The 20,563-nt window shown below is 59.7% G+C and carries 24 protein-coding genes; 16 read left to right on the top strand and 8 right to left on the bottom strand.

Features of this window, described 5'->3' with window-relative positions:
• Positions 1-84 precede the first annotated feature (84 nt).
• On the top strand, positions 85-363 hold the full coding sequence (locus ACEN8Z_RS23155) for a DUF3509 domain-containing protein (protein WP_007993070.1): 279 nt from the start codon (positions 85-87) through the stop codon (positions 361-363).
• 119 nt (positions 364-482) lie between these two features.
• On the opposite strand, the gene mtnC is transcribed toward ACEN8Z_RS23155, so the two are convergent.
• From mtnC to aroC, 5 genes are read right to left on the bottom strand one after another with little or no spacing between them, the layout of a single operon-like run.
• A complete protein-coding gene (mtnC, locus tag ACEN8Z_RS23160; protein ID WP_495595799.1) occupies positions 483-1,166 on the bottom strand; it encodes an acireductone synthase in 684 nt (227 codons plus the stop codon).
• Positions 1,167-1,170: 4 nt separating this feature from the next.
• The gene (locus ACEN8Z_RS23165) at positions 1,171-1,716 is read right to left on the bottom strand and encodes a 1,2-dihydroxy-3-keto-5-methylthiopentene dioxygenase (protein ID WP_007988110.1); all 546 of its coding nucleotides are present in this window, start codon (positions 1,714-1,716) and stop codon (positions 1,171-1,173) included.
• A gap of 20 nt (positions 1,717-1,736) precedes the next feature.
• Positions 1,737-2,363, bottom strand: a complete 627-nt coding sequence (locus ACEN8Z_RS23170) for a methylthioribulose 1-phosphate dehydratase (RefSeq protein WP_495595800.1) — start codon at positions 2,361-2,363, stop codon at positions 1,737-1,739.
• Positions 2,360-3,505: an MFS transporter gene (locus ACEN8Z_RS23175; RefSeq protein WP_495595801.1), complete on the bottom strand. Its 1,146-nt coding sequence runs from the start codon at positions 3,503-3,505 to the stop codon at positions 2,360-2,362. Before ACEN8Z_RS23175 ends, ACEN8Z_RS23170 begins: the two co-directional genes overlap by 4 nt.
• A 34-nt stretch (positions 3,506-3,539) precedes the next feature.
• On the bottom strand, positions 3,540-4,631 hold the full coding sequence (gene aroC, locus ACEN8Z_RS23180) for a chorismate synthase (protein WP_495595802.1): 1,092 nt from the start codon (positions 4,629-4,631) through the stop codon (positions 3,540-3,542).
• A gap of 83 nt (positions 4,632-4,714) precedes the next feature.
• On the opposite strand from aroC, the gene ACEN8Z_RS23185 reads away from it, so the two are divergent.
• On the top strand, positions 4,715-5,713 hold the full coding sequence (locus ACEN8Z_RS23185) for an alpha/beta hydrolase (RefSeq protein ID WP_495595803.1): 999 nt from the start codon (positions 4,715-4,717) through the stop codon (positions 5,711-5,713).
• 151 nt (positions 5,714-5,864) lie between these two features.
• On the top strand, positions 5,865-6,656 hold the full coding sequence (locus ACEN8Z_RS23190; RefSeq protein WP_495595804.1) for a hypothetical protein: 792 nt from the start codon (positions 5,865-5,867) through the stop codon (positions 6,654-6,656).
• A gap of 129 nt (positions 6,657-6,785) precedes the next feature.
• Here the strand turns inward: ACEN8Z_RS23190 and prmB are convergent, their stop codons facing one another.
• Complete coding sequence (gene prmB, locus ACEN8Z_RS23195; protein WP_007993078.1) at positions 6,786-7,694, bottom strand: 50S ribosomal protein L3 N(5)-glutamine methyltransferase; 909 nt, start codon at positions 7,692-7,694, stop codon at positions 6,786-6,788.
• A gap of 238 nt (positions 7,695-7,932) precedes the next feature.
• On the opposite strand from prmB, the gene ACEN8Z_RS23200 reads away from it, so the two are divergent.
• The 5 genes from ACEN8Z_RS23200 to ACEN8Z_RS23220 all read left to right on the top strand — a co-directional run bounded on the left by ACEN8Z_RS23200 (position 7,933) and on the right by ACEN8Z_RS23220 (position 10,720).
• Complete coding sequence (locus ACEN8Z_RS23200) at positions 7,933-8,523, top strand: cysteine hydrolase family protein (RefSeq protein ID WP_495595805.1); 591 nt, start codon at positions 7,933-7,935, stop codon at positions 8,521-8,523.
• Positions 8,524-8,654: 131 nt separating this feature from the next.
• Positions 8,655-8,975: a hypothetical protein gene (locus ACEN8Z_RS23205; protein ID WP_007988126.1), complete on the top strand. Its 321-nt coding sequence runs from the start codon at positions 8,655-8,657 to the stop codon at positions 8,973-8,975.
• Between the two features lie 88 nt (positions 8,976-9,063).
• Positions 9,064-9,621 carry a Smr/MutS family protein gene (locus ACEN8Z_RS23210; protein ID WP_007988128.1) on the top strand — a complete coding sequence of 186 codons (558 nt, stop codon included), beginning with the start codon at positions 9,064-9,066 and terminating at the stop codon, positions 9,619-9,621.
• 77 nt (positions 9,622-9,698) lie between these two features.
• Positions 9,699-10,244: a GTP cyclohydrolase I FolE gene (gene folE / locus ACEN8Z_RS23215; protein ID WP_007988130.1), complete on the top strand. Its 546-nt coding sequence runs from the start codon at positions 9,699-9,701 to the stop codon at positions 10,242-10,244.
• A 104-nt stretch (positions 10,245-10,348) separates the two neighbouring features.
• Positions 10,349-10,720, top strand: a complete 372-nt coding sequence (locus ACEN8Z_RS23220; protein ID WP_007988133.1) for a glutathione S-transferase N-terminal domain-containing protein — start codon at positions 10,349-10,351, stop codon at positions 10,718-10,720.
• A gap of 221 nt (positions 10,721-10,941) precedes the next feature.
• Here ACEN8Z_RS23220 and ACEN8Z_RS23225 read toward each other — a convergent pair whose 3' ends face one another.
• Positions 10,942-12,108, bottom strand: a complete 1,167-nt coding sequence (locus tag ACEN8Z_RS23225) for an aminotransferase-like domain-containing protein (protein ID WP_495595806.1) — start codon at positions 12,106-12,108, stop codon at positions 10,942-10,944.
• Positions 12,109-12,190: 82 nt separating this feature from the next.
• Between ACEN8Z_RS23225 and ACEN8Z_RS23230 the strand changes: the two genes are divergently transcribed.
• From ACEN8Z_RS23230 to ACEN8Z_RS23240, 3 genes are all read left to right on the top strand, one after another.
• Positions 12,191-12,637 carry a MarR family winged helix-turn-helix transcriptional regulator gene (locus tag ACEN8Z_RS23230; RefSeq protein ID WP_495595807.1) on the top strand — a complete coding sequence of 149 codons (447 nt, stop codon included), beginning with the start codon at positions 12,191-12,193 and terminating at the stop codon, positions 12,635-12,637.
• 331 nt (positions 12,638-12,968) lie between these two features.
• Positions 12,969-14,318 (top strand): NCS2 family permease, encoded by a 1,350-nt coding sequence (locus tag ACEN8Z_RS23235; protein ID WP_007993083.1) that lies wholly within the window; start codon positions 12,969-12,971, stop codon positions 14,316-14,318.
• 72 nt (positions 14,319-14,390) lie between these two features.
• On the top strand, positions 14,391-15,017 hold the full coding sequence (locus ACEN8Z_RS23240) for a LysE family translocator (protein ID WP_495595808.1): 627 nt from the start codon (positions 14,391-14,393) through the stop codon (positions 15,015-15,017).
• A gap of 193 nt (positions 15,018-15,210) precedes the next feature.
• Here the strand turns inward: ACEN8Z_RS23240 and uraH are convergent, their stop codons facing one another.
• Positions 15,211-15,564 (bottom strand): hydroxyisourate hydrolase, encoded by a 354-nt coding sequence (uraH, locus tag ACEN8Z_RS23245; protein ID WP_008017679.1) that lies wholly within the window; start codon positions 15,562-15,564, stop codon positions 15,211-15,213.
• A 434-nt stretch (positions 15,565-15,998) separates the two neighbouring features.
• On the opposite strand from uraH, the gene puuE reads away from it, so the two are divergent.
• From puuE to ACEN8Z_RS23270, 5 genes are all read left to right on the top strand, one after another.
• The gene (puuE, locus tag ACEN8Z_RS23250) at positions 15,999-16,925 is read left to right on the top strand and encodes an allantoinase PuuE (RefSeq protein WP_007974927.1); all 927 of its coding nucleotides are present in this window, start codon (positions 15,999-16,001) and stop codon (positions 16,923-16,925) included.
• Positions 16,922-17,437 (top strand): 2-oxo-4-hydroxy-4-carboxy-5-ureidoimidazoline decarboxylase, encoded by a 516-nt coding sequence (gene uraD, locus ACEN8Z_RS23255; protein ID WP_429487397.1) that lies wholly within the window; start codon positions 16,922-16,924, stop codon positions 17,435-17,437. Before puuE ends, uraD begins: the two co-directional genes overlap by 4 nt.
• Before the next feature lie 89 nt (positions 17,438-17,526).
• Positions 17,527-18,522 carry an allantoicase gene (gene alc, locus ACEN8Z_RS23260; RefSeq protein WP_007988149.1) on the top strand — a complete coding sequence of 332 codons (996 nt, stop codon included), beginning with the start codon at positions 17,527-17,529 and terminating at the stop codon, positions 18,520-18,522.
• A gap of 147 nt (positions 18,523-18,669) precedes the next feature.
• Positions 18,670-19,173, top strand: coding sequence for an ureidoglycolate lyase (locus tag ACEN8Z_RS23265; RefSeq protein WP_007993087.1), 504 nt, complete (start codon positions 18,670-18,672; stop codon positions 19,171-19,173).
• Positions 19,174-19,223: 50 nt separating this feature from the next.
• The gene (locus ACEN8Z_RS23270; protein WP_495595809.1) at positions 19,224-20,525 is read left to right on the top strand and encodes a urate hydroxylase PuuD; all 1,302 of its coding nucleotides are present in this window, start codon (positions 19,224-19,226) and stop codon (positions 20,523-20,525) included.
• The last annotated feature ends 38 nt before the right edge of the window (positions 20,526-20,563 follow it).

Consider the following 20,563-nt stretch of genomic DNA (forward strand, 5'->3'; position numbering starts at 1 on the left):
ATATTATTCAGCCGAAATGAATGGCACAAAGGCTGCAGCAGTCTCTCCATGCTTGCCATTCAAATCATCATGGAGCTGAACGACATGAGCCTTATCCAGGAAAAGTTTTCGTCCTTGTTCTCCAACTTCGCAGTCACTACCCAAGAGCGCCCTGACGGTGGGATCCTGCTGACCCTGGACGGCGGCGAAGGCAAAGTGTTCAAGCGCTCGATTTCCTACCAGCAATTGCACAATGGCGACCAACTGTCGTGGGTCATCAGTGCGATTCGCCGTGACCTCGCTGAACAAGCCAGTGAGCTGCCGCAGATTTCCATGCTGCAAAGCCAGCAACGGTTTGCCCTGCCGACCTATCACACGCTGTAGAAAATATGGGAAAAACTGTAGGGGCGAGCCTGCTCGCGATAGCGGTGTGTCAGTCAACATCAATGTTGGATGACATACCGCTATCGCGAGCAAGCTCGCTCCCACAGGTTTTTAGGCGTTTAGAAACTAGCGGGATTTATCCGCGCAAAGCTGTCCACAGTGACATGCCCTGCCAGTTCCCCGCCTTCACGAGCCAGCCCACAGGTAGCCATCCCCGCCGCACGCGCCGCATCCAGCTCTTCGACGATGTCGGACAGGAACAGAATCTCCCCTGCCTCGATGTTGATCGACTGGGTGATGTTGGCGTAGGACTGCGCCTCGCGCTTAGGCCCTGACGTCGTATCGAAATAACCGCTGAACAACGGTGTCAGGTCCCCCGCTTCGGAGCAACCGAAGATCAGCCGCTGGGCCTGGATCGAGCCGGACGAATAAACAAAAAGTTGATAACCGGCCTGATGCCAGTCTTTGAGCGCCTCAACGGCGTCCGGGTATACATGCCCCTTCAACTGCCCGGCCTGATAGCCCTGCTCCCAGACCATGCCCTGCAACGCTTTCAACGGCGTGGCCTTGCGGTCTTCGGCAATCCAGCCCAGCAGGATTTCGATGACCCGTTCGACATCGGCATTCGGCTCGTTGCTGTCACGGCGTACGGCGGCCAGCTGTTCAGCTACGTCAGCGCGCTCGGCCTGCTGACGAACGAACTCCGGCAAATGTTTGGCTGCATAGGGAAACAGCACGTCGAACACAAAACTCACCGCGCTGGTGGTGCCTTCGATATCGGTGAGAATCGCTTTGATCGGCATCGACTCAGTCCTCAAGACGCGGAAATTGGCTGGCGATGTCTTCACCGGTGAAATTGGCCACCCAGCCTTCCGGGTTGTTGAACAAGCGAATCGCAATGAAGTGCGGATGCTCGCCCATGTCGAACCAGTGTTTGGTACCCGCAGGCACCGAGATCAGGTCGTTTTTCTCGCACAGCACCGCGTAGACGTAATCGTCGATGTGCAGGGTAAACAGGCCGCGCCCGGCGACGAAAAATCGTACTTCGTCTTCGCCATGGCGGTGTTCGTTGAGGAACTTGGCGCGCAATTCGGCTTTTTGCGGGTGGTCGCTGTTGAGGCTGATCACGTCGACGGTGATGTAACCGCGTTCGGTCATCAACTGGTCGATTTGCGCCTGATAGGCCGCAATCACTTCATCCTGGCTGGCGCCCGGCTGGAGCTTGGTGGCGGCCTGCCAACGGTCGAAGCGCACGCCTTGTTCGGCCAGGGTCGAGGCGATGTCTTCGAAATGGGTCAGCACCTTGTTGGGAATTTCAGGGCTGGAGACGTGATAAACGGACAGGCTGCTCATCAGGGCAACTCCTTAACGGTTCATGCTTTAAGGTTCAAGAGCGAGCGCATCTTCAACTCGCACTCGAACAAAAATTCAAAGGCCTCGATCTGCCGCAGGGCATCGCTCATGCGCGCGCCCCAAGTGTAGAGGCCATGGCCGCGGATCAGGTAGCCGACGCAATCGGGATGGGCGTCGAGCCAAGGCTGCACCTTGGCGGCCAGGCGCGCAATGTCTTGGTCGTTGTCGAAAATCGGCACGCGCACCCGGGATTCGTGGGTCGTCACACCGCTGAAGGCCTTTTGCAGTTCGTAGTCTTCGAAATCGATGAAGTCTTGCGGCGTCAGGCGTGAAAGTACCGTGGCATTCACCGAGTGGGTGTGCAGCACCGCACCGATTTCTGGGCGCCAGCTGTAGAGCTGGGTGTGCAACAGGGTTTCGGCAGACGGTTTCTTGCCCGGTTCCAGGCTATTGCCTGACAGGTCGGTGGCCAGCACATCGTCCATGCCGAGTTGCCCCTTGTGCTTGCCGGACACGGTCAGCAAGGCTTCCGTTGGCGACAGGCGGGTCGAGTAATTGCTGCTGGTGGCCGGCGACCAACCGCGGCCATACAGAAAACGCCCGGCGTCGATGATTTCCTGGGCGAGGTGTTCACGGGTAAGGCTCATGGCCTGTCCTCTTGCATACATGTGGCAATGATAACGGCAGCCGCGACGGCTGCGAGGCTGGCAATACTAAAGGTCAATGCGGCGCCAAGGGCGTTCCAGCTGTAACCGGCGTACAACGCGCCCAATGCGCCACCGGTGCCGGCCAGGGCGGCATACAGCGCCTGACCCTGGCCTTGCTGGCGCGCGCCGAAACTACGTTGCACGAATTGAATGGCAGCGGCGTGAAAACTGCCGAACGTCGCTGCGTGCAACACCTGGGCAAACAACAGCACCCACAGAAATTCCGCGAGCGTGCCCAGCAACAGCCAACGCAGCGCCGCCAGCAGAAAACTGGCCATCAGCACCCGGCGCAGCGAGACGCGCGCGAGGATCCGGCTCATGGCCAGAAACATCAGGACTTCGGCAACCACGCCGACCGCCCAGAGCATGCCGATCACGCCGCGGCTGTAACCCAGTCGCTCAAGGTGCAGCGTTAAAAACGTGTAATACGGTCCGTGGCTCATCTGCATCAGCGCCACGCAGGCGTAAAACGCCAATACACCGGGGCTTAGCAGTTGCTTGAGAAATCCCTCCCCCGCCACCCGGTTGCCCGGCGCCGGTTGAGCGTTCGGCACCCACAGGCTGCTGAGCACAATACCGGCCAGGATCAGTACCAGCGCCGCCGGGTAGATGTCGAGGCTCAGCCATTCGAACAACCGCCCCAGCGCGACCACGGTGATGATGAAACCGATCGAGCCCCATAGGCGAATCTGGCTGTAGCGCGAAGTCTGCCCTTGCAAGTGCGCCAGTGTGATGACTTCGAACTGCGGCAACACCGCGTGCCAGAAGAACGCATGCAAGGCCATGACCATCGCCAGCCAGGCGTAGGTCTTGCTGACGAAAATCAGCGAGAACGTCAGCAATGTGCACACCGCGCCGAAGCGCACGATGGTCAGCCGCCGGCCGGTGTAGTCGCCCAGCCAGCCCCAGATGTTCGGCGCCACGCAACGCATCAGCATCGGGATCGCCACCAGTTCGCCGATGCGCGCAGCACTGAACCCGAGGTGATCGAAGTACAGCGCCAGAAACGGCGCTGTCGAACCGAGCAAGGCGAAATAGAACAGATAGAAACTGGAGAGCCGCCAGTACGGGAGCGCCGCCACGCCGGTCAAACCGCAGCGGCTGCGAGGTCAGCCATTAAAGCTGACCCAGTACCGGCGTGCTCACACGCACATCGGCGTTCTGCCCACGGTGACGCAGCAGGTGATCCATCAGCACGATGGCCATCATCGCTTCGGCAATCGGCGTGGCGCGGATGCCGACGCACGGGTCGTGACGACCCTTGGTGATCACTTCCACCGGGTTGCCATGGATGTCGATGGAACGGCCCGGTGTGGTGATGCTCGACGTCGGCTTCAGCGCCAGGTGCGCAATGATTGGCTGACCGGAGGAAATACCGCCGAGAATGCCGCCCGCGTTATTGCTGAGGAAACCTTCCGGGGTCATTTCATCGCGATGCTCGGTGCCGCGCTGGGCGACGCTGGCGAAACCGGCGCCGATTTCCACGCCCTTGACCGCGTTGATGCTCATCAGTGCATGGGCGAGTTCGGCGTCGAGACGGTCGAAGATCGGCTCGCCCAGGCCTGGCATCACGCCTTCGGCGACCACGGTGATTTTCGCGCCGACCGAATCCTGATCGCGGCGCAACTGGTCCATGTAGGCTTCCAGTTCCGGCACCTTGTCCGGGTCCGGGCTGAAGAAGGCGTTCTGCTCGACCGATTCCCAGGTCTTGAACGGGATTTCGATCGGCCCGAGCTGGCTCATGTAGCCGCGAATGACGATGCCCTGGCTGGCCAGGTATTTTTTCGCAATCGCACCGGCCGCGACGCGCATCGCGGTTTCGCGGGCCGAACTGCGACCGCCGCCGCGGTAGTCGCGCTCGCCGTACTTGTGGTGGTAGGTGTAGTCGGCGTGGGCCGGACGGAACAGATCCTTGATCGCCGAGTAGTCCTTGGACTTCTGGTCGGTGTTGCGGATCAACAGGCCGATGGAACAGCCGGTGGTGCGCCCCTCGAACACGCCGGAGAGGATTTCGACTTCGTCGGCTTCCTGGCGCTGGGTGGTGTGGCGGCTGGTGCCGGGTTTGCGGCGATCCAGGTCACGCTGCAGATCCTCCAGGGATATCTCCAGGCCCGGCGGGCAGCCATCGACAATGGCGACCAACGCCGGACCATGGCTTTCGCCCGCGGTGGTGACAGTGAACAGCTTGCCGTAGGTATTGCCGGACATGCAGGACGCTCCGTGAAATGAACCTGAATACGTAATGCGCGCCAGTATACGCAGGCTACCCAAGTAGTTCATCCTCGAACCTTATGGGTGCCTGTGAGTCCAACCGGCACCTTCTTGATGATGGCGCGATGATGCTGCGAGTTCTAGCCTTGAGCCTTACCCTGATTTCCGGCTTCGCCCAGGCGACTGTCCTGCAACGACCGATCACATTGGATACAGGCACTGGCGAGCTTTTCGGCTCGCTGTTACTGCCTAAATCCGACAACCCTGTGCCGGTTGTCCTGATCATTTCCGGTTCCGGCCCTACGGATCGTGACGGAAACAACACCGACGGCGGGCGCAATGACAGCCTCAAGCGCCTGGCCTGGGTGCTGGCCAAACACAACATTGCCAGCGTGCGTTACGACAAACGTGGCGTGGCCGCCAGCCTGGCCGCGACCCCGGACGAACGCAACTTGACGGTAGAGGCTTATGTGTCCGATGCCCAAGCCTGGGGCCGGAAGCTCAAGACCGATCCGCGCTTCGGCAAACTGATTGTGCTGGGTCACAGCGAGGGCGCCTTGATCGCCAGCCTCGCTGCGCCGGGCATCGATGCCGACGCGGTGATTTCTGTCTCGGGTAGCGCAAGACCGGTGGATCAGGTCATTCGCGAGCAACTGGGCAATCGCCTGCCGCCACCGCTGATGCTGCGCAGCAATGAATTGCTCGACAGCCTCAAGGCCGGGAAACCCGACGACAACGTGCCGCCACCCTTGCAGGCGATTTTCCGTCCGAGCGTGCAGCCGTATCTGATTTCCCTGTTCCGCCAGGACCCGGCCGCGGCGTTTGCCAAGCTGAAGATGCCGGCGCTGATCATCCAGGGCAGCAACGACATCCAGGTTGGCGTCAATGACGCAAGGCTGCTCAAGGCCGCCAAACCGGACGCCGAACTGGCGCTGATCGAGGGCATGAACCACGTCATGCGCATCGTGCCCAACGACGTCAAACGCCAGCTGGCTTCCTATAAAGACCCGCAGTTGCCCCTGGCGGCGGAACTGGGCACGCGAATCCTCGGGTTTATTGACGGACTTCGCACCAGTTAAGCGCTGCCGGGGGCGTTCTCAACCAGTTTTCACGGCGTGAAAATGGTTGAGAACGCCCCCGGCCCTCCAGTCTTGAAAAAAACGGCCGATAAGCCTTTGTCGCCAGCAGATTGGCTGGCGACAAGCTGAGCTTGGACAGGATCTCGCCGTTATGACTGACACCCAGACTTCACCCGACACCACCGCTGAAAAAGACGCACCGCCAGCGGTCGAGCTGCCTTGGGCGGACGTCCACGTCGAGCACCACAAGATGCTCCGTCTGGCGCCGCTGCAGACTGACCGCAACACGGGCGGGCGCCCATTGCGTTTTGTCGAGCTCGGCTATGCCGAGCGCAACGACAAGGAACGCAGCCTGATGCGTATGAGCATCACCCTGCCCGGCCAGCGCGTGCGCAAGGAACAGAATCATCTGGACGTGTGGGTCGATCACACCGAAAAGCGCGTGCATTTCGCCCCGGATAGCGGTTTGCAGGTTGAACCGCTGAACCGTGGCATTGGCCGATTCATGGCGGCCCAGGGCATCAACTGGGCGAAGAAGCGCTGGCCGACCTACACCGTCGACGGCTTTGACCTGAGCAACAAGGAAGCGCTGAACGAAGACACCCGCCTGCGCCGCGATCATTTTTTACGCGTGCACGGTTTCGACGTGGTGTATGCCGACGCCCAGCATTTGAAAGGCAGCGTCAAGCCGGTCAAGGTCGGCGACCTTGCTGGCGACTGGAACAGCGAAAAACTGCAGGTCGTGGAAATTCTCGAGGCGGCGCAGATGCTCCAGCAAGCCGAGCAGAACCTGGCCGAGCAGGAAGTCAAACTCAAGAAACACGAAGAAAAAGTCAGCAAGTACAAACGCGAAGACGCCGGACTGCGCTTCACCATCACCTGCCTGGTGGCGTTTGCGGTGTTTCAGGCGGGGTTGCTGATCTGGATTGCCACGCACCGTTGAAGGTTTGAGAGGGCGGCGCATTCATTGTAGGAGCGAGCCTGCTCGCGATGGGCCTGAGGGCGACGCGTTTATCCAGAATACGCGCGTCATCGTTAACGTCCATCGCGAGCAAGCTCGCTCCTACAAGGGTCAGACGCGGGAAGCGAACAACGCCTGATGCTCCCGGCATTGCTGCGCGCTCAGCATGAACACACCATGGCCGCCACGCTCGAACTCCAGCCAGGCGAAGTCGACTTCCGGGTACAACGCCTCGACGTGCACCTGGCTGTTGCCCACTTCGACAATCAGCAAGCCCTTCTCGGTCAGATGATCCGCCGCTTCGGCCAGCATGCGGCGCACCAGGTTCAAACCGTCATCGCCGCAGGCCAGGCCCAGTTCCGGTTCGTGCTGGTACTCGTCCGGCATGTCGGCGAAATCCTCTGCATCGACGTAGGGCGGGTTCGACACGATCAGGTCGAAACGTTGTCCCGGCAAGCCTTCGAAACCGTCGCCCTGCACCGTGTACACGCGCTCATCGACACCATGGCGCTCGATGTTCTGGTTGGCCACTTCCAGCGCTTCGAACGACAGGTCTGCCAACACCACCTCGGCATGCTGGAACTCGTAGGCGCAGGCAATGCCGATGCAACCGGAACCGGTGCACAGGTCGAGAATCCGCGCTGGCTCCGAAGCCAGCCACGGGGTAAAACGATTTTCGATCAACTCGCCAATCGGTGAACGCGGGATCAGCACACGCTCATCGACGATGAACGACATGCCGCAGAACCAGGCCTCGCCCAGCAGATACGCAGTCGGTACCCGCTCTTCGATACGGCGCTTGAGCAAGCGCTGCAAATGGACCAGTTCGTCGTCTTCCAGATTGCAGTCGAGGTAGCTGTCGGCGATTTCCCACGGCAGGTGCAGAGCGCCCAACACCAATTGCCGGGCTTCGTCCCAGGCGTTGTCGGTGCCATGACCGAAAAACAGATCCTCCCCATGGAAGCGGCTGACGGCCCAACGGATATGGTCACGCAGGGTGCGAAGGCGGGAAGTGATCACGACGGCAAACTCCAGAAAAATCGACGGGCGATTCTACCAGTCAAACGACGTCACGACGACGCGGGAAACTACCGATTCAAATGTAGGAGTTATCCATTTTTTCGCCTGGCTATTGAACAAAACGTGACTATTGACAAGGCTACAGGCCAGCAACGACGGCACCTACGATCGTAGCGATTCACAGAACCGCTCAGCCAGAGGACAATGTCGCAAAAGCCCCACTCCAAGGAGCCCCAGAATGTCCGTTCCAAAAACGATGTTTCAACTCAGCGGCCGCGGTTATCCGGCAGCCAAACTGAGCCATGCGACCCTTATCATCATCGATGCCCAGAAAGAATATTTGAGCGGGCCGCTGGCCCTCAGCGGCATGGATGAGGCCGTCGCGAACATCAAGCAATTGCTCGCCGCGGCCCGTGCCGCCGGCCGGCCGATCGTGCATGTCCGCCACCTCGGCACGCTCGGTGGAATGTTCAACCCGCAAGGCGTCGGTGGTGAATTCATTCCGGGCCTGGAGCCACAGAACGACGAAACTGTCATCGGCAAATTGCTGCCGAGCGCGTTCCACGGTACCGAACTGGCCAAACGCCTGGAGGACCTCGGCGCCCTCGACCTGATCGTCTGCGGTTTCATGAGTCACTCCAGCGTCAGCACCACCGTGCGCGCAGCGAAGAACCTTGGCTTCCGCTGCACACTCATTGAAGACGCCTGCGCCACTCGCGATCTGCCCTACAAGGGCGGTGTACTGAGCGCCGCGCACGTTCATCAGACCGAAATGGCGATCATGGGCGATAACTTCGCCACCCTCGCCTTGACCCACGAACTGGTCTGATCAGCGCCCAATGAGCGGTCAAATACGCCGCTCATCCGCAAAAGCCTCTCATTAGCCGTAATTGTCTTAGCCTCAGGAACATCCCGGTCAACTCCCGGTCGAAGGGCCGATACCCATAGAGGAAGGTCGGAATGAAGTTATCCGATGGTTTTGACGCTCGCCGCTTGCGGCCCAAAGGCCAGCGCAATTGGCGTTTTCGAATCGGCGCAACGATAGCCGCGTTGCTGGCCATGAGCGGTGTGTTGCTTGCCATGGCCGGTGTCGCCAGCCTGCTCGGTCACGCCCCCGCCCTCGGCGAGATGAACACCAACCGTGCCGGTGCAGCGGTGATCCTGGCGATTGGTCTGGTGGTGCTGTACCTCGGCGTGTGGCTGTGGCGCCGCTGCCGTCGCCGCTCGCGTCAGTCACAAGAACTGAACATGTCCCCGCATCTGATGAAGAAACACGACTGAGACCAAGGTCGAGACCGAACGCCGCGCGTTTTGTCGCGCCCGATTCGCTTCGAGTTGGGTAAACTGGCCGCCCTTCGCGGAGGCTGACATGCAAGACGACGATTTTTCCCTGTTCAAAAGCGCGATCCAAGGCGTCAAGCCGATCAAGCACGATCGCGCCGAAACCGGCAAACCCAAGGCTGACCGCGCGCAGATCGCCAAGCTGCGTCTAGCGGCCACTGTGCGCACCGAATCCACCACCGTTGACGGGCTGTCCGATCAGTTCGTCATCGACGTCGGCCCTGAAGACGAGCTGATGTGGGCGCGTGACGGCGTGCAGGAAAGCCAGATGCGCAAGCTCAAGATCGGCCAGATTCCGTTCGAAGGCAGCCTCGACCTGCATGGCATGAGCGTGGAAAAAGCCCGGGAAACCCTCTGGGCCTTCCTGGCCGAAGCCACCAAGTTCGAAATCCGCTGCGTGCGCGTCACCCATGGCAAGGCTGTACGCCTGGACGGCAAGCGGCCGATGATCAAAAGCCACGTCAACACCTGGCTGCGCCAGCATCCACAGGTACTCGGCTTCACCTCGTGCCAGGCCAAACACGGCGGTGCCGGCGCGGTTTATGTGATGCTCAAACGCACCATGATGGAAGGTCGCGACGAGTAAAGCTGATGCGCCACGCTTGCAGCGTCGTGTCCGCCACCGTACCCTTGCCCTTTGCGTAAAATCCCACAGGTAGTTTCATGTCCCTGGAACAGAATTACACCGCGATCCTTGGCCAACTGGGCGAGGACGTCTCCCGCGAGGGCCTGCTCGACACGCCCAAGCGTGCCGCCAAAGCCATGCAGTACCTCTGCCGCGGCTATGAACAGACACTGGAAGAGGTCACCAACGGTGCCCTGTTCAGCTCCGACAACAGCGAAATGGTGCTGGTCAAGGACATCGAGTTGTACTCGTTGTGCGAACACCACCTGCTGCCGTTCATCGGCAAGGCTCACGTCGCCTACATCCCGAGCGGCAAGGTCCTGGGCCTGTCGAAGGTGGCGCGGATCGTCGATATGTACGCCCGTCGCCTGCAGATCCAGGAGAACCTCAGCCGCCAGATCGCCGATGCGGTCCAGCAGGTCACCGGCGCCCTGGGCGTTGCGGTGGTGATCGAGGCCAAGCACATGTGCATGATGATGCGCGGTGTGGAGAAGCAGAATTCGACGATGATCACCTCGGTGATGCTCGGTGAGTTCCGTGAGAACGCCGCGACCCGCAGCGAATTCCTCAGCCTCATCAAGTAATTCGCGGTACGAAGAAAACCGGCACTCATCGCCGGTTTTTTTTCGTCCACAAAAAATCAGGTAAGCTGCGCGCCCTTCTTCATTTGCACCGTGAGGCTTTCAACGTGTTCGTAAAAGCGCTTCGTGTCGGCCTTGGCCAACTGATCATCTTCATCGACTTCATCACCCGTCCAGGCAAGAAAAAGCGCCCCGCCGCGGCTCAGGCCCAGGTCGAAGCGGCCGCCAAGGGCCTGACGCTGTATCAATTCCACGCCTGCCCGTTCTGCGTGAAGACCCGCCGCACCCTGCGCCGCCTGAATGTGCCGGTGGCGTTGCGCGATGCGAAGAACAACGAGCAGGATCGCCAGACCTTGCTGGAGCAAGGTGGCAAGATCAAGGTGCCGTGCCTGCGTATCGAAGAGAATGGCCAGACCACCTGGATGTATGAGTCCAAGGTGATCATTGATTATCTGGATAAGCGTTTCGCTGCAGCCTGATGGTTATGTAGTGCTCTGACGGACGCCTTCCTTGTAGCAGCTGCCGAAGGCTGCGTCCGGCTGCGCAGCAGTCGTAAATCCGGCTTGCACGATCTCTCTGACGTACCGCGAACTCTGATTTTACGACTGCTGCGCAGCCGGACGCAGCCTTCGGCAGCTGCTACAGATTGCGTTGTGGCTTAACTGATCGGCACTAGGCCCATCGGCCGGTTTATTTGTATCTAGGCCGCTTGCGCCGCCTGCGCCTGTCGTACCACCGCCGCCAGCCGCTTGAGCCCTTCATCCAGCCGCGCCGGCTCAATGTGGCTGAAGTTCAACCGCAAATACCCAGGATGGTTATCCGGCGCGGGGAAAAACGGTTCGCCCGGCATGAACGCCACGTCGTTGGCCAACGCAGCGTCGAGCAAGGTTCGGGTGTCCTGTGGCTGCTTGAGTTTCAACCAGAAAAACAGCCCGCCCTGCGGCACGTTCCAGTCCGCCAGATCCGAAAAGTGAGTTTCCAGCACTGCCTGGAACGCATCCCGACGTCCACGGTAAAAGTCGCGTAACTCACTGCGGTGTTGCTGATATTTCTCGCTGCCAATCCATTGCAGCGCCTGCCACTGGCCGACCCTATTGGTATGCAAATCCGCCGACTGCTTGAGTTTCAACAGATGGGGAAACAGGTCTGGACTGGCAATCAAGTAGCCGACGCGCAAACCCGGCAACAGGGTTTTCGACACGGTCCCGGTATAGATCCAGCTGGCCTTCTTCAAGCGACTGACAATCGGCATGGCGCTGCCACCATCAAAGGTCAGTTCGCGGTAAGGCTCGTCTTCGATCAAAGTGACACCGAACTCATCAAGCAACGCGGCCACCGCATCGCGCCTGGTTTCGCTGTAACGCACGGCCGATGGATTCTGGAAGGTCGGGATCAGGTAGATGAAGGCCGGACAGTGTTTTTCCAGGCGTGCGCGCAATTGCGCCAGGTTCGGACCGTCAGCCTCCAGCGGCACGGTCAGGCATTCGGCGCCGAACAGCTGAAAAATCTGCAAAGCCGCCAGATAAGTCGGCGCTTCGAGCAGGACTTCAGTGCCCTTGTCGATGTAGAGCTTGGCTGCAAGGTCCAGGGTCTGCTGTGAGCCGCTGACCACCAGCACCTGGCTCGCCTCACATGGCACTCCCAACGCTCGTGCTTCTGCTGCCAGCGCTTCGCGCAGCGCCGGCTCGCCTTCGCTCATGCCGTATTGGCCCATGGACAACGGCATGTCGGCCCATTCGACCTTCGGCAGCATGGCTTCGGCGGGCAGGCCGCCGGCAAACGACATCATCTGCGGACGCTGCGCCGCGGCGAGGATTTCACGGATCAAAGAACTTTTAAGGCGCGAGACACGTTCGGAAAAAGCCATGGGGATCACCGGTAGCGAGGCACGAGAAAAATGAGTCAAACTTATTGACCGAAATTACGCCAGCTCGAATGGATACGTCAATATGCTTGACCTTAAAAACCCGATCTCCCAGCAGCAAGCCATGGAAGCGTTTTTCTTCGGCTACCAGGCCTTTACCGCCAAGGCCGATGAAATGCTCGAACGTCGCGGCCTGAGCCGGGTGCATCAGCGCATCGTGTTTTTCATCGCCCGTTACCCGAACCTGAGCGTCAAGGAGTTGCTGGCCTTGCTCGGCGTGAGCAAGCAGGCGCTGAACATGCCGTTGCGGCAATTGTTGGAGATGCATCTGGTCGACAGCGTCGCGTCCGAGACTGACAAGCGTAAGCGCTTGCTGGAATTGACTGCTGAAGGCGCACGGTTTGAGCAGACGTTGAGGCGTGAGCAGGTGAAATTGCTGGAGCGGGTGTTTGCCGAGGCTGGGGAGACGGCGGTGAATGGGTGGCTGGCGGTGAATCTGGCGTTGGGGCAAACCCGGTTGTCGGCAGACTGAGTGTTGAATCAGCTGGATTTGTAGTGGCTGAACCGACACCTTCGTCGGAACGCCGCCCGGAGCAAGCCCGCTCCCACAGGTGACCGCATTCCCCCTGTGGGAGCGGGCTTGCCCGCGAAGGGGCCGGAACAGGCGATATATCCCTAAAGCCAAACTTTTCGTCGACAAAACCAAAAACATTATTTGCATTATTTGTATACAAAAGCATAATCCACCTCGTGCGAGTTCCTGACCAAGCGGTCAACAAATTCGCAAGTGCCTCAAAGGGCCGCTGCCACCCTCATGGGTCCGGCCCTGGAAATAACAATAAAACTCTTGAGGAGTATTCGCTGTGGAAAGCCGCAAATCCGAAGCATCGACGCTGGATCTCTCGCCGCCATTACGCAATGGCTTGCTGGAACGTCTGTTCAAACTCAGCTTGCACGGCACCACGGTGAAGACCGAGCTGATTGCCGGTCTGACAACCTTCATCACCATGGCTTACATCATCTTCGTTAACCCCAACATCATGGCCGACGCCGGGATCGACCACGGTGCCGCGTTCGTCGCCACCTGCATCGCCGCCGCACTCGGTTGCCTGTTGATGGGCCTGTACGCCAACTGGCCGGTCGGCCTGGCGCCAGGCATGGGGCTGAACGCCTTCTTCACCTACACCGTGGTCGGCACCATGGGCTACAACTGGGAAACCGCCCTCGGCGCGGTGTTCGTTTCCGGTGTGTTGTTCATGATCCTGACCTTCTCGCGGATCCGCGAATGGCTGCTCAACAGCATCCCGGTCAGCCTGCGCTTCGCCATGGGCGCCGGCGTGGGTCTGTTCCTGGGGCTGATCGGCCTGAAAACCGCGGGTATCGTAGTCGATAGCCCGGCTACCCTGATCAAGCTCGGTTCCCTGCGCGAACCCGGCCCGCTGCTCGCCGCCGTGTGCTTCCTGATGATTGCCATCCTCAGCTATCACAAAGTGTTCGGCGCAATCCTCATCAGCATCATTACCGTGACCCTCGCCGGTTGGGGTCTGGGGCTGGTGCACTACGAGGGCATCATGTCGGCCCCGCCAAGCCTGGCCCCGACCTGGATGGCCATGAACGTCGCCGGTGTGTTCAACGTCAGCATGATCAGCGTGGTCCTGGCGTTCCTCTTCGTGCACATGTTCGACACCGCCGGCACACTGATGGGCGTTGCCCAGCGCGCCAATCTGGTGGGCGCTGACGGCCGCATCGAAAACCTCTCCCGCGCCATGAAAGCCGACAGTGCTTCCAGCGTATTCGGCGCAGTGGTGGGTGTTCCGCCAGTAACCAGCTACGTGGAAAGTGCTGCCGGCGTCGCCGCTGGTGGTCGGACTGGTCTTACCGCAGTCACCGTTGGTGTGCTATTTATAGCTGCAATGTTTTTCGCACCACTGGCCGGCATGATTCCCGCCTATGCCACCGCTGGCGCACTGATTTATGTAGCAATGCTGATGATGGGCGGCATGGCCCACATCGAATGGGATGAAGCGACCGACAGCATTCCGGCGATTGTCACCGCAATCATGATGCCGCTGACCTTCTCGGTTGCCGACGGTATCGCGCTGGGCTTCATCACCTACGTGGCGCTGAAGGCCGGTACCGGCAAGTACAAGGAAATTTCCGTAAGCCTGTGGGTGCTCTGCGCGATCTTCATCGCCAAGTTCATCTTCCTGTAAACCTTACGCGGGACCCGCTTCAAAACAGCCTCACCCTGTCGGGTGAGGCTTTTGTGCAAATGGAGGAAAGTGATGAATCTGGAAACCTGGCTGCTGTTCAGCGGCGCTGCGCTGATAGTGATCCTGATCCCGGGGCCGCTGTCTTTGCTGATGATCAGCAACAGTCTGAATTACGGCCTGCGCCGCTCTTACCCGGCCTTTCTCGGCGGCGTGTCCGCATCGATCTGCCTGCTCAGTGCTTCGGCGCTGGGCCTGGGTGCGTTGTTGCTGGCTTCGGAACAGCTGTTCAGCGCCCTGAAGATTATCGGCGCACTGTATCTGTTCTACCTCGCCTGGCAGAGCTGGCAGCAATCGCGCCAGCCTTCCCACGGCGCTGAAGTGCCGCAAACAGCGCCGGTGCCTCGCTTTCGCGCACTGTTCGGCCGTGCCTTCATGCTCGGCGCCAGCAATCCGAAAGACATACTGTTCTTCGCCGCTTTCCTGCCACAGTTCTTGAGTGCCGAACAACCGTTCCTGCCGCAACTGCTGGTGATGATTGCGACCTGGACCGTGCTCGACCTGCTGTGCAAATTGGCCTACGGCCTCGGCGCCCATGGTGCGGCGCGCTATCTGCGCAGCGGCAAGGGCCAGAGCTGGTTCAACCGGATCAGTGCGGGGTTGTTTGGTGGTGCGGGTGCAGCGTCGCTGCTGAGCCGCTAAAAGCTGTAGGAGCGAGCTTGCTCGCGATGGACGTCAACGATAACGCGTGCAGTATGAATTATCGCGCTGCCTGGACCTCCATCGCGAGCAAGCTCGCTCCTACAGACGAAAAAAAGCCCGCAGTGTGAGCGGGCGAAAGACCAAAGAAGCTATATGCGCAGTCGCTTCCAGGGTGCAGCTGCTGCTTGGGGGATCAGCTGCCGCGATAGGTGGAGTAGCTGTAAGGCGAAATCAGCAACGGCACGTGGTAGTGATCCTGTTCGGCAGAGATGCCGAAACGCAGCACCACGACATCCAGAAACGCCGGCTCCGGCAGCTTGACGCCACGGGCGCGGTAGTAATCGCCGGCATGAAACTGAACCTGATAGACCCCGGTGCGGTAGTCATCGCCTTGCAGCAGCGGTGCATCGACACGGCCATCGCTGTTGGTGACGGCAGTGGCGACCAATTCCAGCTGCGAACCTTCAACGCGGTACAACTCGACCTTGATCGAGCTGCCCGGGCAACCGTGTGCTGCGTCCAAAACGTGTGTAGTCAAACGTCCCATTGATTCTGCGCGCCTGCCTGCGTGGAGCAGTCAGACTTCGCGCCTCCCGAAGTCAGTTGAAAAGGAGACCGCACCGATTCGAAGCACGAAAAGCTGCGGCGAGCGACTGATTAAGACACTTTTCAAAAAAATTGTACACAATAAAAACGACATTTTTCGCATAACTCCCTCCCTCTGCATATTTACCGTCGATTTCCCGCCAAACCGCACAACCTATGAGCCCTTCAATCAATAATTGACCAGTCAGGCAGATTTCTTGCAGGCTCACGCCAATAGCAGTAAAAGATGACAGTCGGTGAAAAATGCGAAAAATCAGGCTTACAAAGTGAATATAAAGTTGTATACAATCAGCCCATCGCTGTGACGCAAGCCTGCCATCCAATTTTCAGCTGCGTCACACCAACCGTCATCATCGAATAAGAAGGAAGCCTGCAGTGAGCGCTGACTACCCACGCGACCTGGTCGGTTACGGCAGTAACCCTCCTCACCCCCACTGGCCGGGCAATGCCCGCATTGCCTTGTCGTTCGTACTCAATTACGAAGAAGGCGGCGAGCGCAACATCCTGCACGGCGACAAAGAGTCCGAAGCGTTCCTCTCGGAAATGGTTTCAGCCCAGCCGCTGCAAGGCGCGCGCAACATGAGCATGGAATCCCTTTACGAGTATGGCAGCCGTGCCGGCGTCTGGCGGATTCTGAAACTGTTCAAGGAATTCGACATTCCGCTGACCATCTTTGCCGTGGCCATGGCCGCCCAGCGTCACCCGGACGTGATCCGCGCCATGGTCGATGCCGGCCACGAGATCTGCAGCCACGGCTATCGCTGGATCGACTACCAGTACATGGATGAAACCCAGGAACGCGAGCACATGCTCGAAGCGATCCGCATCCTCACCGAGATCACCGGTGAGCGTCCGCTGGGCTGGTACACCGGCCGCACCGGCCCGAACACCCGTCGCCTGGTGATGGAAGAAGGTGGTTTCCTCTACGACTGCGACACCTACGACGACGACCTGCCCTACTGGGAGCCGAACAACCCGACCGGCAAGCCGCACCTGGTGATCCCGTACACCCTGGACACCAACGACATGCGCTTCACCCAGGTCCAGGGTTTCAACAAGGGCGACGATTTCTTCGAATACCTCAAGGACGCGTTCGATGTGCTCTACGCCGAAGGCGCCGAGGCACCGAAAATGCTGTCGATCGGTCTGCACTGCCGCCTGATCGGCCGTCCGGCGCGTCTGGCCTCGCTCAAGCGCTTTATCGAATACGCTAAAAGTCATGAACAGGTGTGGTTCAGCCGTCGCGTCGACATCGCGCGCCACTGGCAGGAAACCCACCCGTACCAAGGGGCCGCGAAATGAGCGCCTTTCAAACATTGAAACCATCGACATTGAGCCGCGACGCCTTCGTCAAAGCCTTCGCCGACATCTACGAACATTCGCCATGGGTGGCCGAAAAGGCCTTCGACCTGGGCCAGGACGCTGCGATCGACCAGATCGAAACCCTGCACCAGCGCATGAGCGACATCCTGTTGAGCGCCGATCACGCAAGCCAGTTGGCTCTGATCAACGCTCACCCGGACCTGGCCGGCAAAGCCGCCGTCCAGGGCCAACTCACCGAAGCCAGCACCCATGAACAGGCTGGCGCCGGTATTCACCAATGCACGGCCGAAGAGTTCCAGCGCTTCACCGAGCTGAACGACGCCTATAAAGCCAAGTTCAAGTTTCCCTTCATCATGGCGGTAAAAGGCAGCAACCGGCATCAGATCCTTGCAGCGTTCGAAACGCGCATCCACAACCCGGTCGACACCGAGTTCAAGTGCGCGCTGGCGGAGATCAACAAGATCGCCCTGTTCCGATTACTGACCCTATAGCAAGCCTGGCCCAGGCATTTCATGAACGCCGAAATCAACCTGGGCCTCGCAAGTATCCCAAGCCACTTATTTAAAGGCAGACAAGAAGAATGAAAGCTTACGCCGTACCTTTCGAGAAGTTCGTCAACTTGGCCGATGCCCGCCTGGGCACCAAAATCATCTCGGTCACCGATGACTGGTTCGCAGACGCCAACCGTCTGTTCCAACCGACCCCGGCCGTATGGAAGGAGGGCGTGTTCGATGACAACGGCAAGTGGATGGATGGCTGGGAGTCGCGCCGCAAGCGCTTCGAAGGCTTCGACAGCGCCGTGATCCGCCTGGGCGTACCGGGTTCGATCAAGGGCGTCGACATCGACACTTCATTCTTCACCGGCAACTTCCCGCCATCGGCGTCCCTGGAAGCGTGCTTCCTGGCGTCGGGCGAGCCTGATGAAAACACCCAGTGGACTGAAGTGCTGTCCGCCGTCGAGCTGCAAGGCAACAGCCACCACTACCACGAAATCAACAACGACCAGGCGTTCAGCCATCTGCGCTTCAACATCTACCCGGATGGCGGCGTGGCCCGTCTGCGTGTGTACGGCGTGCCGTTCCGCGACTGGTCGGCGATCGGCGACAACGAGCAAGTCGACCTTGCCGCGGCCCTCAACGGTGGTCGCGCCCTCGCCTGCTCCGACGAACACTTCGGCCGCATGAGCAACATCCTCAACCCGGGCCGTGGCATCAACATGGGCGACGGCTGGGAAACTGCGCGTCGTCGTACCCCGGGCAATGACTGGGTCATCGTCGCGCTGGGTCACGCCGGCGAAGTCGAGAAAGTCATCGTCGACACCCTGCACTTCAAGGGCAACTACCCGGACAGCTGCTCGATCCAGGGCGCCTTCGTGAAGGGCGGCACCGACAGCCAGATCGAAACCCAGTCGCTGTTCTGGCGCGAACTGCTGCCAAGCCAGAAGCTGGAAATGCACGCCGAACACACCTTCGCCGAGCAGATCAAGGCACTGGGCCCGATCACCCACATCCGCCTGAACGTGTTCCCGGATGGTGGAGTGAGCCGTCTGCGCGTACTGGGCAAGGTCGCGAAGTAATGCTGAGCCTGTAGGAGCGAGCTTGCTCGCGATGGTCGTCAACGAAAACGCGCCCAATCTGAATGAATGCGGTGTCTTGACGTTTTTCGCGAGCAAGCTCGCTCCTACAAAGAACCATCAATACCTAAACAGATTAAGAAGAACAGCATGCGCACACTGACGATTGAACCGCTGACCAAAGAAGCCTTCGCCCCTTTCGGTGACGTGATCGAAACCGACGGCAGCGATCACTTCATGATCAACAACGGTTCAACCATGCGCTTCCATAAACTGGCTGTGGTCGAAACCGCAAAGCCAGAGGACAACGCGATCATCAGCATCTTCCGCGCCGACGCGCAGGACATGCCGCTGACCGTCAGCATGCTGGAGCGCCACCCGCTGGGCAGCCAGGCTTTCATTCCGCTGCTCGGCAACCCCTTTCTGATCGTGGTCGCGCCACTTGGCGATGAACCTGTATCAGGCTTGGTCCGCGCCTTCGTCACCAACGGCAGGCAGGGCATTAATTACCATCGCGGCGTCTGGCACCACCCGGTGCTGACGATCGAAAAGCGGGATGACTTCCTGGTGGTTGATCGCAGTGGCACAGGCAATAACTGCGATGAGCATTTTTTCAAAGAGGATGAGCGTTTGATCCTCGCCCCCCACCAATAAGAGAAGGTCTGATCACTCGACAACAGAGTGACAGGCGAGAGGTAAAGACTGTGGAAGCACATCTGTTGGAATGGCTGAACCTGAGCGTGCGCTGGGTTCACATGATTACTGGCGTGGCCTGGATCGGTGCGTCGTTCTACTTCGTCTGGCTGGAAAACAACCTCAATCGGGTCAACCCGAAAAGTGGTCTGGCCGGTGATTTGTGGGCGATCCACGGCGGCGGTATCTACCACCTGGAAAAATACAAACTGGCTCCACCGACCATGCCGGACAACCTGCACTGGTTCAAATGGGAAGCCTACTTCACCTGGATGTCGGGGATCGCGCTGCTGTGCGTGGTGTTCTACTCCAACCCGACGCTCTACCTGCTGGCTCCGGGCAGCACCCTGAGCGGTCCTGAAGGCGTAGCCATCGGTCTCGGCTCGCTGTTCATCGGGTGGTTCATCTACTCCTTCCTCTGTGACTCGGCCCTGGGCAAACGCCCTGCCCTGCTAGGTTTCATCCTGTTCGTCCTGATCATCGGCGCGGCCTATGGCTTCAGCAAAGTGTTCAGCGGTCGCGGTGCGTACCTGCACGTCGGTGCGATCATCGGCACCATCATGGTCGGCAACGTGTTCCGCATCATCATGCCGGCGCAACGCGCACTGGTGGCGGCGATTGCCGAGAACCGCACGCCCGATCCGGCCCTGCCGGCCAAAGGCCTGCTGCGTTCGCGTCACAACAACTACTTCACCTTGCCGGTGCTGTTCATCATGATCAGCAACCACTTCCCGAGCACCTACGGCAGCCAGTACAACTGGTTGATCCTGGCCGGGATCGCGGTGCTGGCGGTGTTGGTACGTCACTATTTCAACACCCGTCATGAAAGCCACAAGTTTGCCTGGACCCTGCCGGTGGCAGCCGTCGGCATGATCAGCCTGGCTTACGTCACCGGCCCTGCGCCGATGAACAGCCCGGAAGTGGCCAAGGTGCCAGCCAAGATCGAATACCAGCCGCTGCCGGAAACCGCAGTGGGCGGTGGTTTGAAACCGGCTGAAGCCAAACCTGCAGAAGCGCCTGCCGCCGCCCCGGCGCAAGCGTCCAACGCCGGCCCTGGCTTTGACAAAGTGCACAGCGTGATTCAGGAACGTTGCGCGGTTTGCCATTCGGCCAAGCCGACCAGCCCGCTGTTCAGTGCAGCCCCTGCCGGTGTGATGTTCGACACCCCCGAGCAGATCCGCCAAAACGCAGCACGGATCCAGGCGCAAGCCGTCACCAGCCAGATCATGCCACTGGGCAACATCACGCAGATGACCCAGCAGGAACGTGACCTGATCGGTGCCTGGATTGTGCAGGGAGCTCCGACCAATTAATCGTTAAAAGCATCGCGAGCAAGCTCGCTCCCACATTG

It is taken from the genome of Pseudomonas sp. Pseusp10 (assembly GCF_059492225.1).

Bases quoted from the DNA above. Each gene is read 5' to 3' on its own strand.
- ACEN8Z_RS23155 (WP_007993070.1), top strand. From the start codon at position 85: ATGAGCCTTATCCAGGAAAAGTTTTCGTCCTTGTTCTCCAACTTCGCA.
- mtnC (WP_495595799.1), bottom strand. From the start codon at position 1,166: ATGCCGATCAAAGCGATTCTCACCGATATCGAAGGCACCACCAGCGCG.
- ACEN8Z_RS23165 (WP_007988110.1), bottom strand. From the start codon at position 1,716: ATGAGCAGCCTGTCCGTTTATCACGTCTCCAGCCCTGAAATTCCCAAC.
- ACEN8Z_RS23170 (WP_495595800.1), bottom strand. From the start codon at position 2,363: ATGAGCCTTACCCGTGAACACCTCGCCCAGGAAATCATCGACGCCGGG.
- aroC (WP_495595802.1), bottom strand. From the start codon at position 4,631: ATGTCCGGCAATACCTACGGCAAGCTGTTCACTGTCACCACCGCGGGC.
- ACEN8Z_RS23185 (WP_495595803.1), top strand. From the start codon at position 4,715: ATGGGTGCCTGTGAGTCCAACCGGCACCTTCTTGATGATGGCGCGATG.
- ACEN8Z_RS23190 (WP_495595804.1), top strand. From the start codon at position 5,865: ATGACTGACACCCAGACTTCACCCGACACCACCGCTGAAAAAGACGCA.
- ACEN8Z_RS23200 (WP_495595805.1), top strand. From the start codon at position 7,933: ATGTCCGTTCCAAAAACGATGTTTCAACTCAGCGGCCGCGGTTATCCG.
- ACEN8Z_RS23205 (WP_007988126.1), top strand. From the start codon at position 8,655: ATGAAGTTATCCGATGGTTTTGACGCTCGCCGCTTGCGGCCCAAAGGC.
- ACEN8Z_RS23210 (WP_007988128.1), top strand. From the start codon at position 9,064: ATGCAAGACGACGATTTTTCCCTGTTCAAAAGCGCGATCCAAGGCGTC.
- folE (WP_007988130.1), top strand. From the start codon at position 9,699: ATGTCCCTGGAACAGAATTACACCGCGATCCTTGGCCAACTGGGCGAG.
- ACEN8Z_RS23225 (WP_495595806.1), bottom strand. From the start codon at position 12,108: ATGGCTTTTTCCGAACGTGTCTCGCGCCTTAAAAGTTCTTTGATCCGT.
- ACEN8Z_RS23230 (WP_495595807.1), top strand. From the start codon at position 12,191: ATGCTTGACCTTAAAAACCCGATCTCCCAGCAGCAAGCCATGGAAGCG.
- ACEN8Z_RS23240 (WP_495595808.1), top strand. From the start codon at position 14,391: ATGAATCTGGAAACCTGGCTGCTGTTCAGCGGCGCTGCGCTGATAGTG.
- uraH (WP_008017679.1), bottom strand. From the start codon at position 15,564: ATGGGACGTTTGACTACACACGTTTTGGACGCAGCACACGGTTGCCCG.
- uraD (WP_429487397.1), top strand. From the start codon at position 16,922: ATGAGCGCCTTTCAAACATTGAAACCATCGACATTGAGCCGCGACGCC.
- alc (WP_007988149.1), top strand. From the start codon at position 17,527: ATGAAAGCTTACGCCGTACCTTTCGAGAAGTTCGTCAACTTGGCCGAT.
- ACEN8Z_RS23265 (WP_007993087.1), top strand. From the start codon at position 18,670: ATGCGCACACTGACGATTGAACCGCTGACCAAAGAAGCCTTCGCCCCT.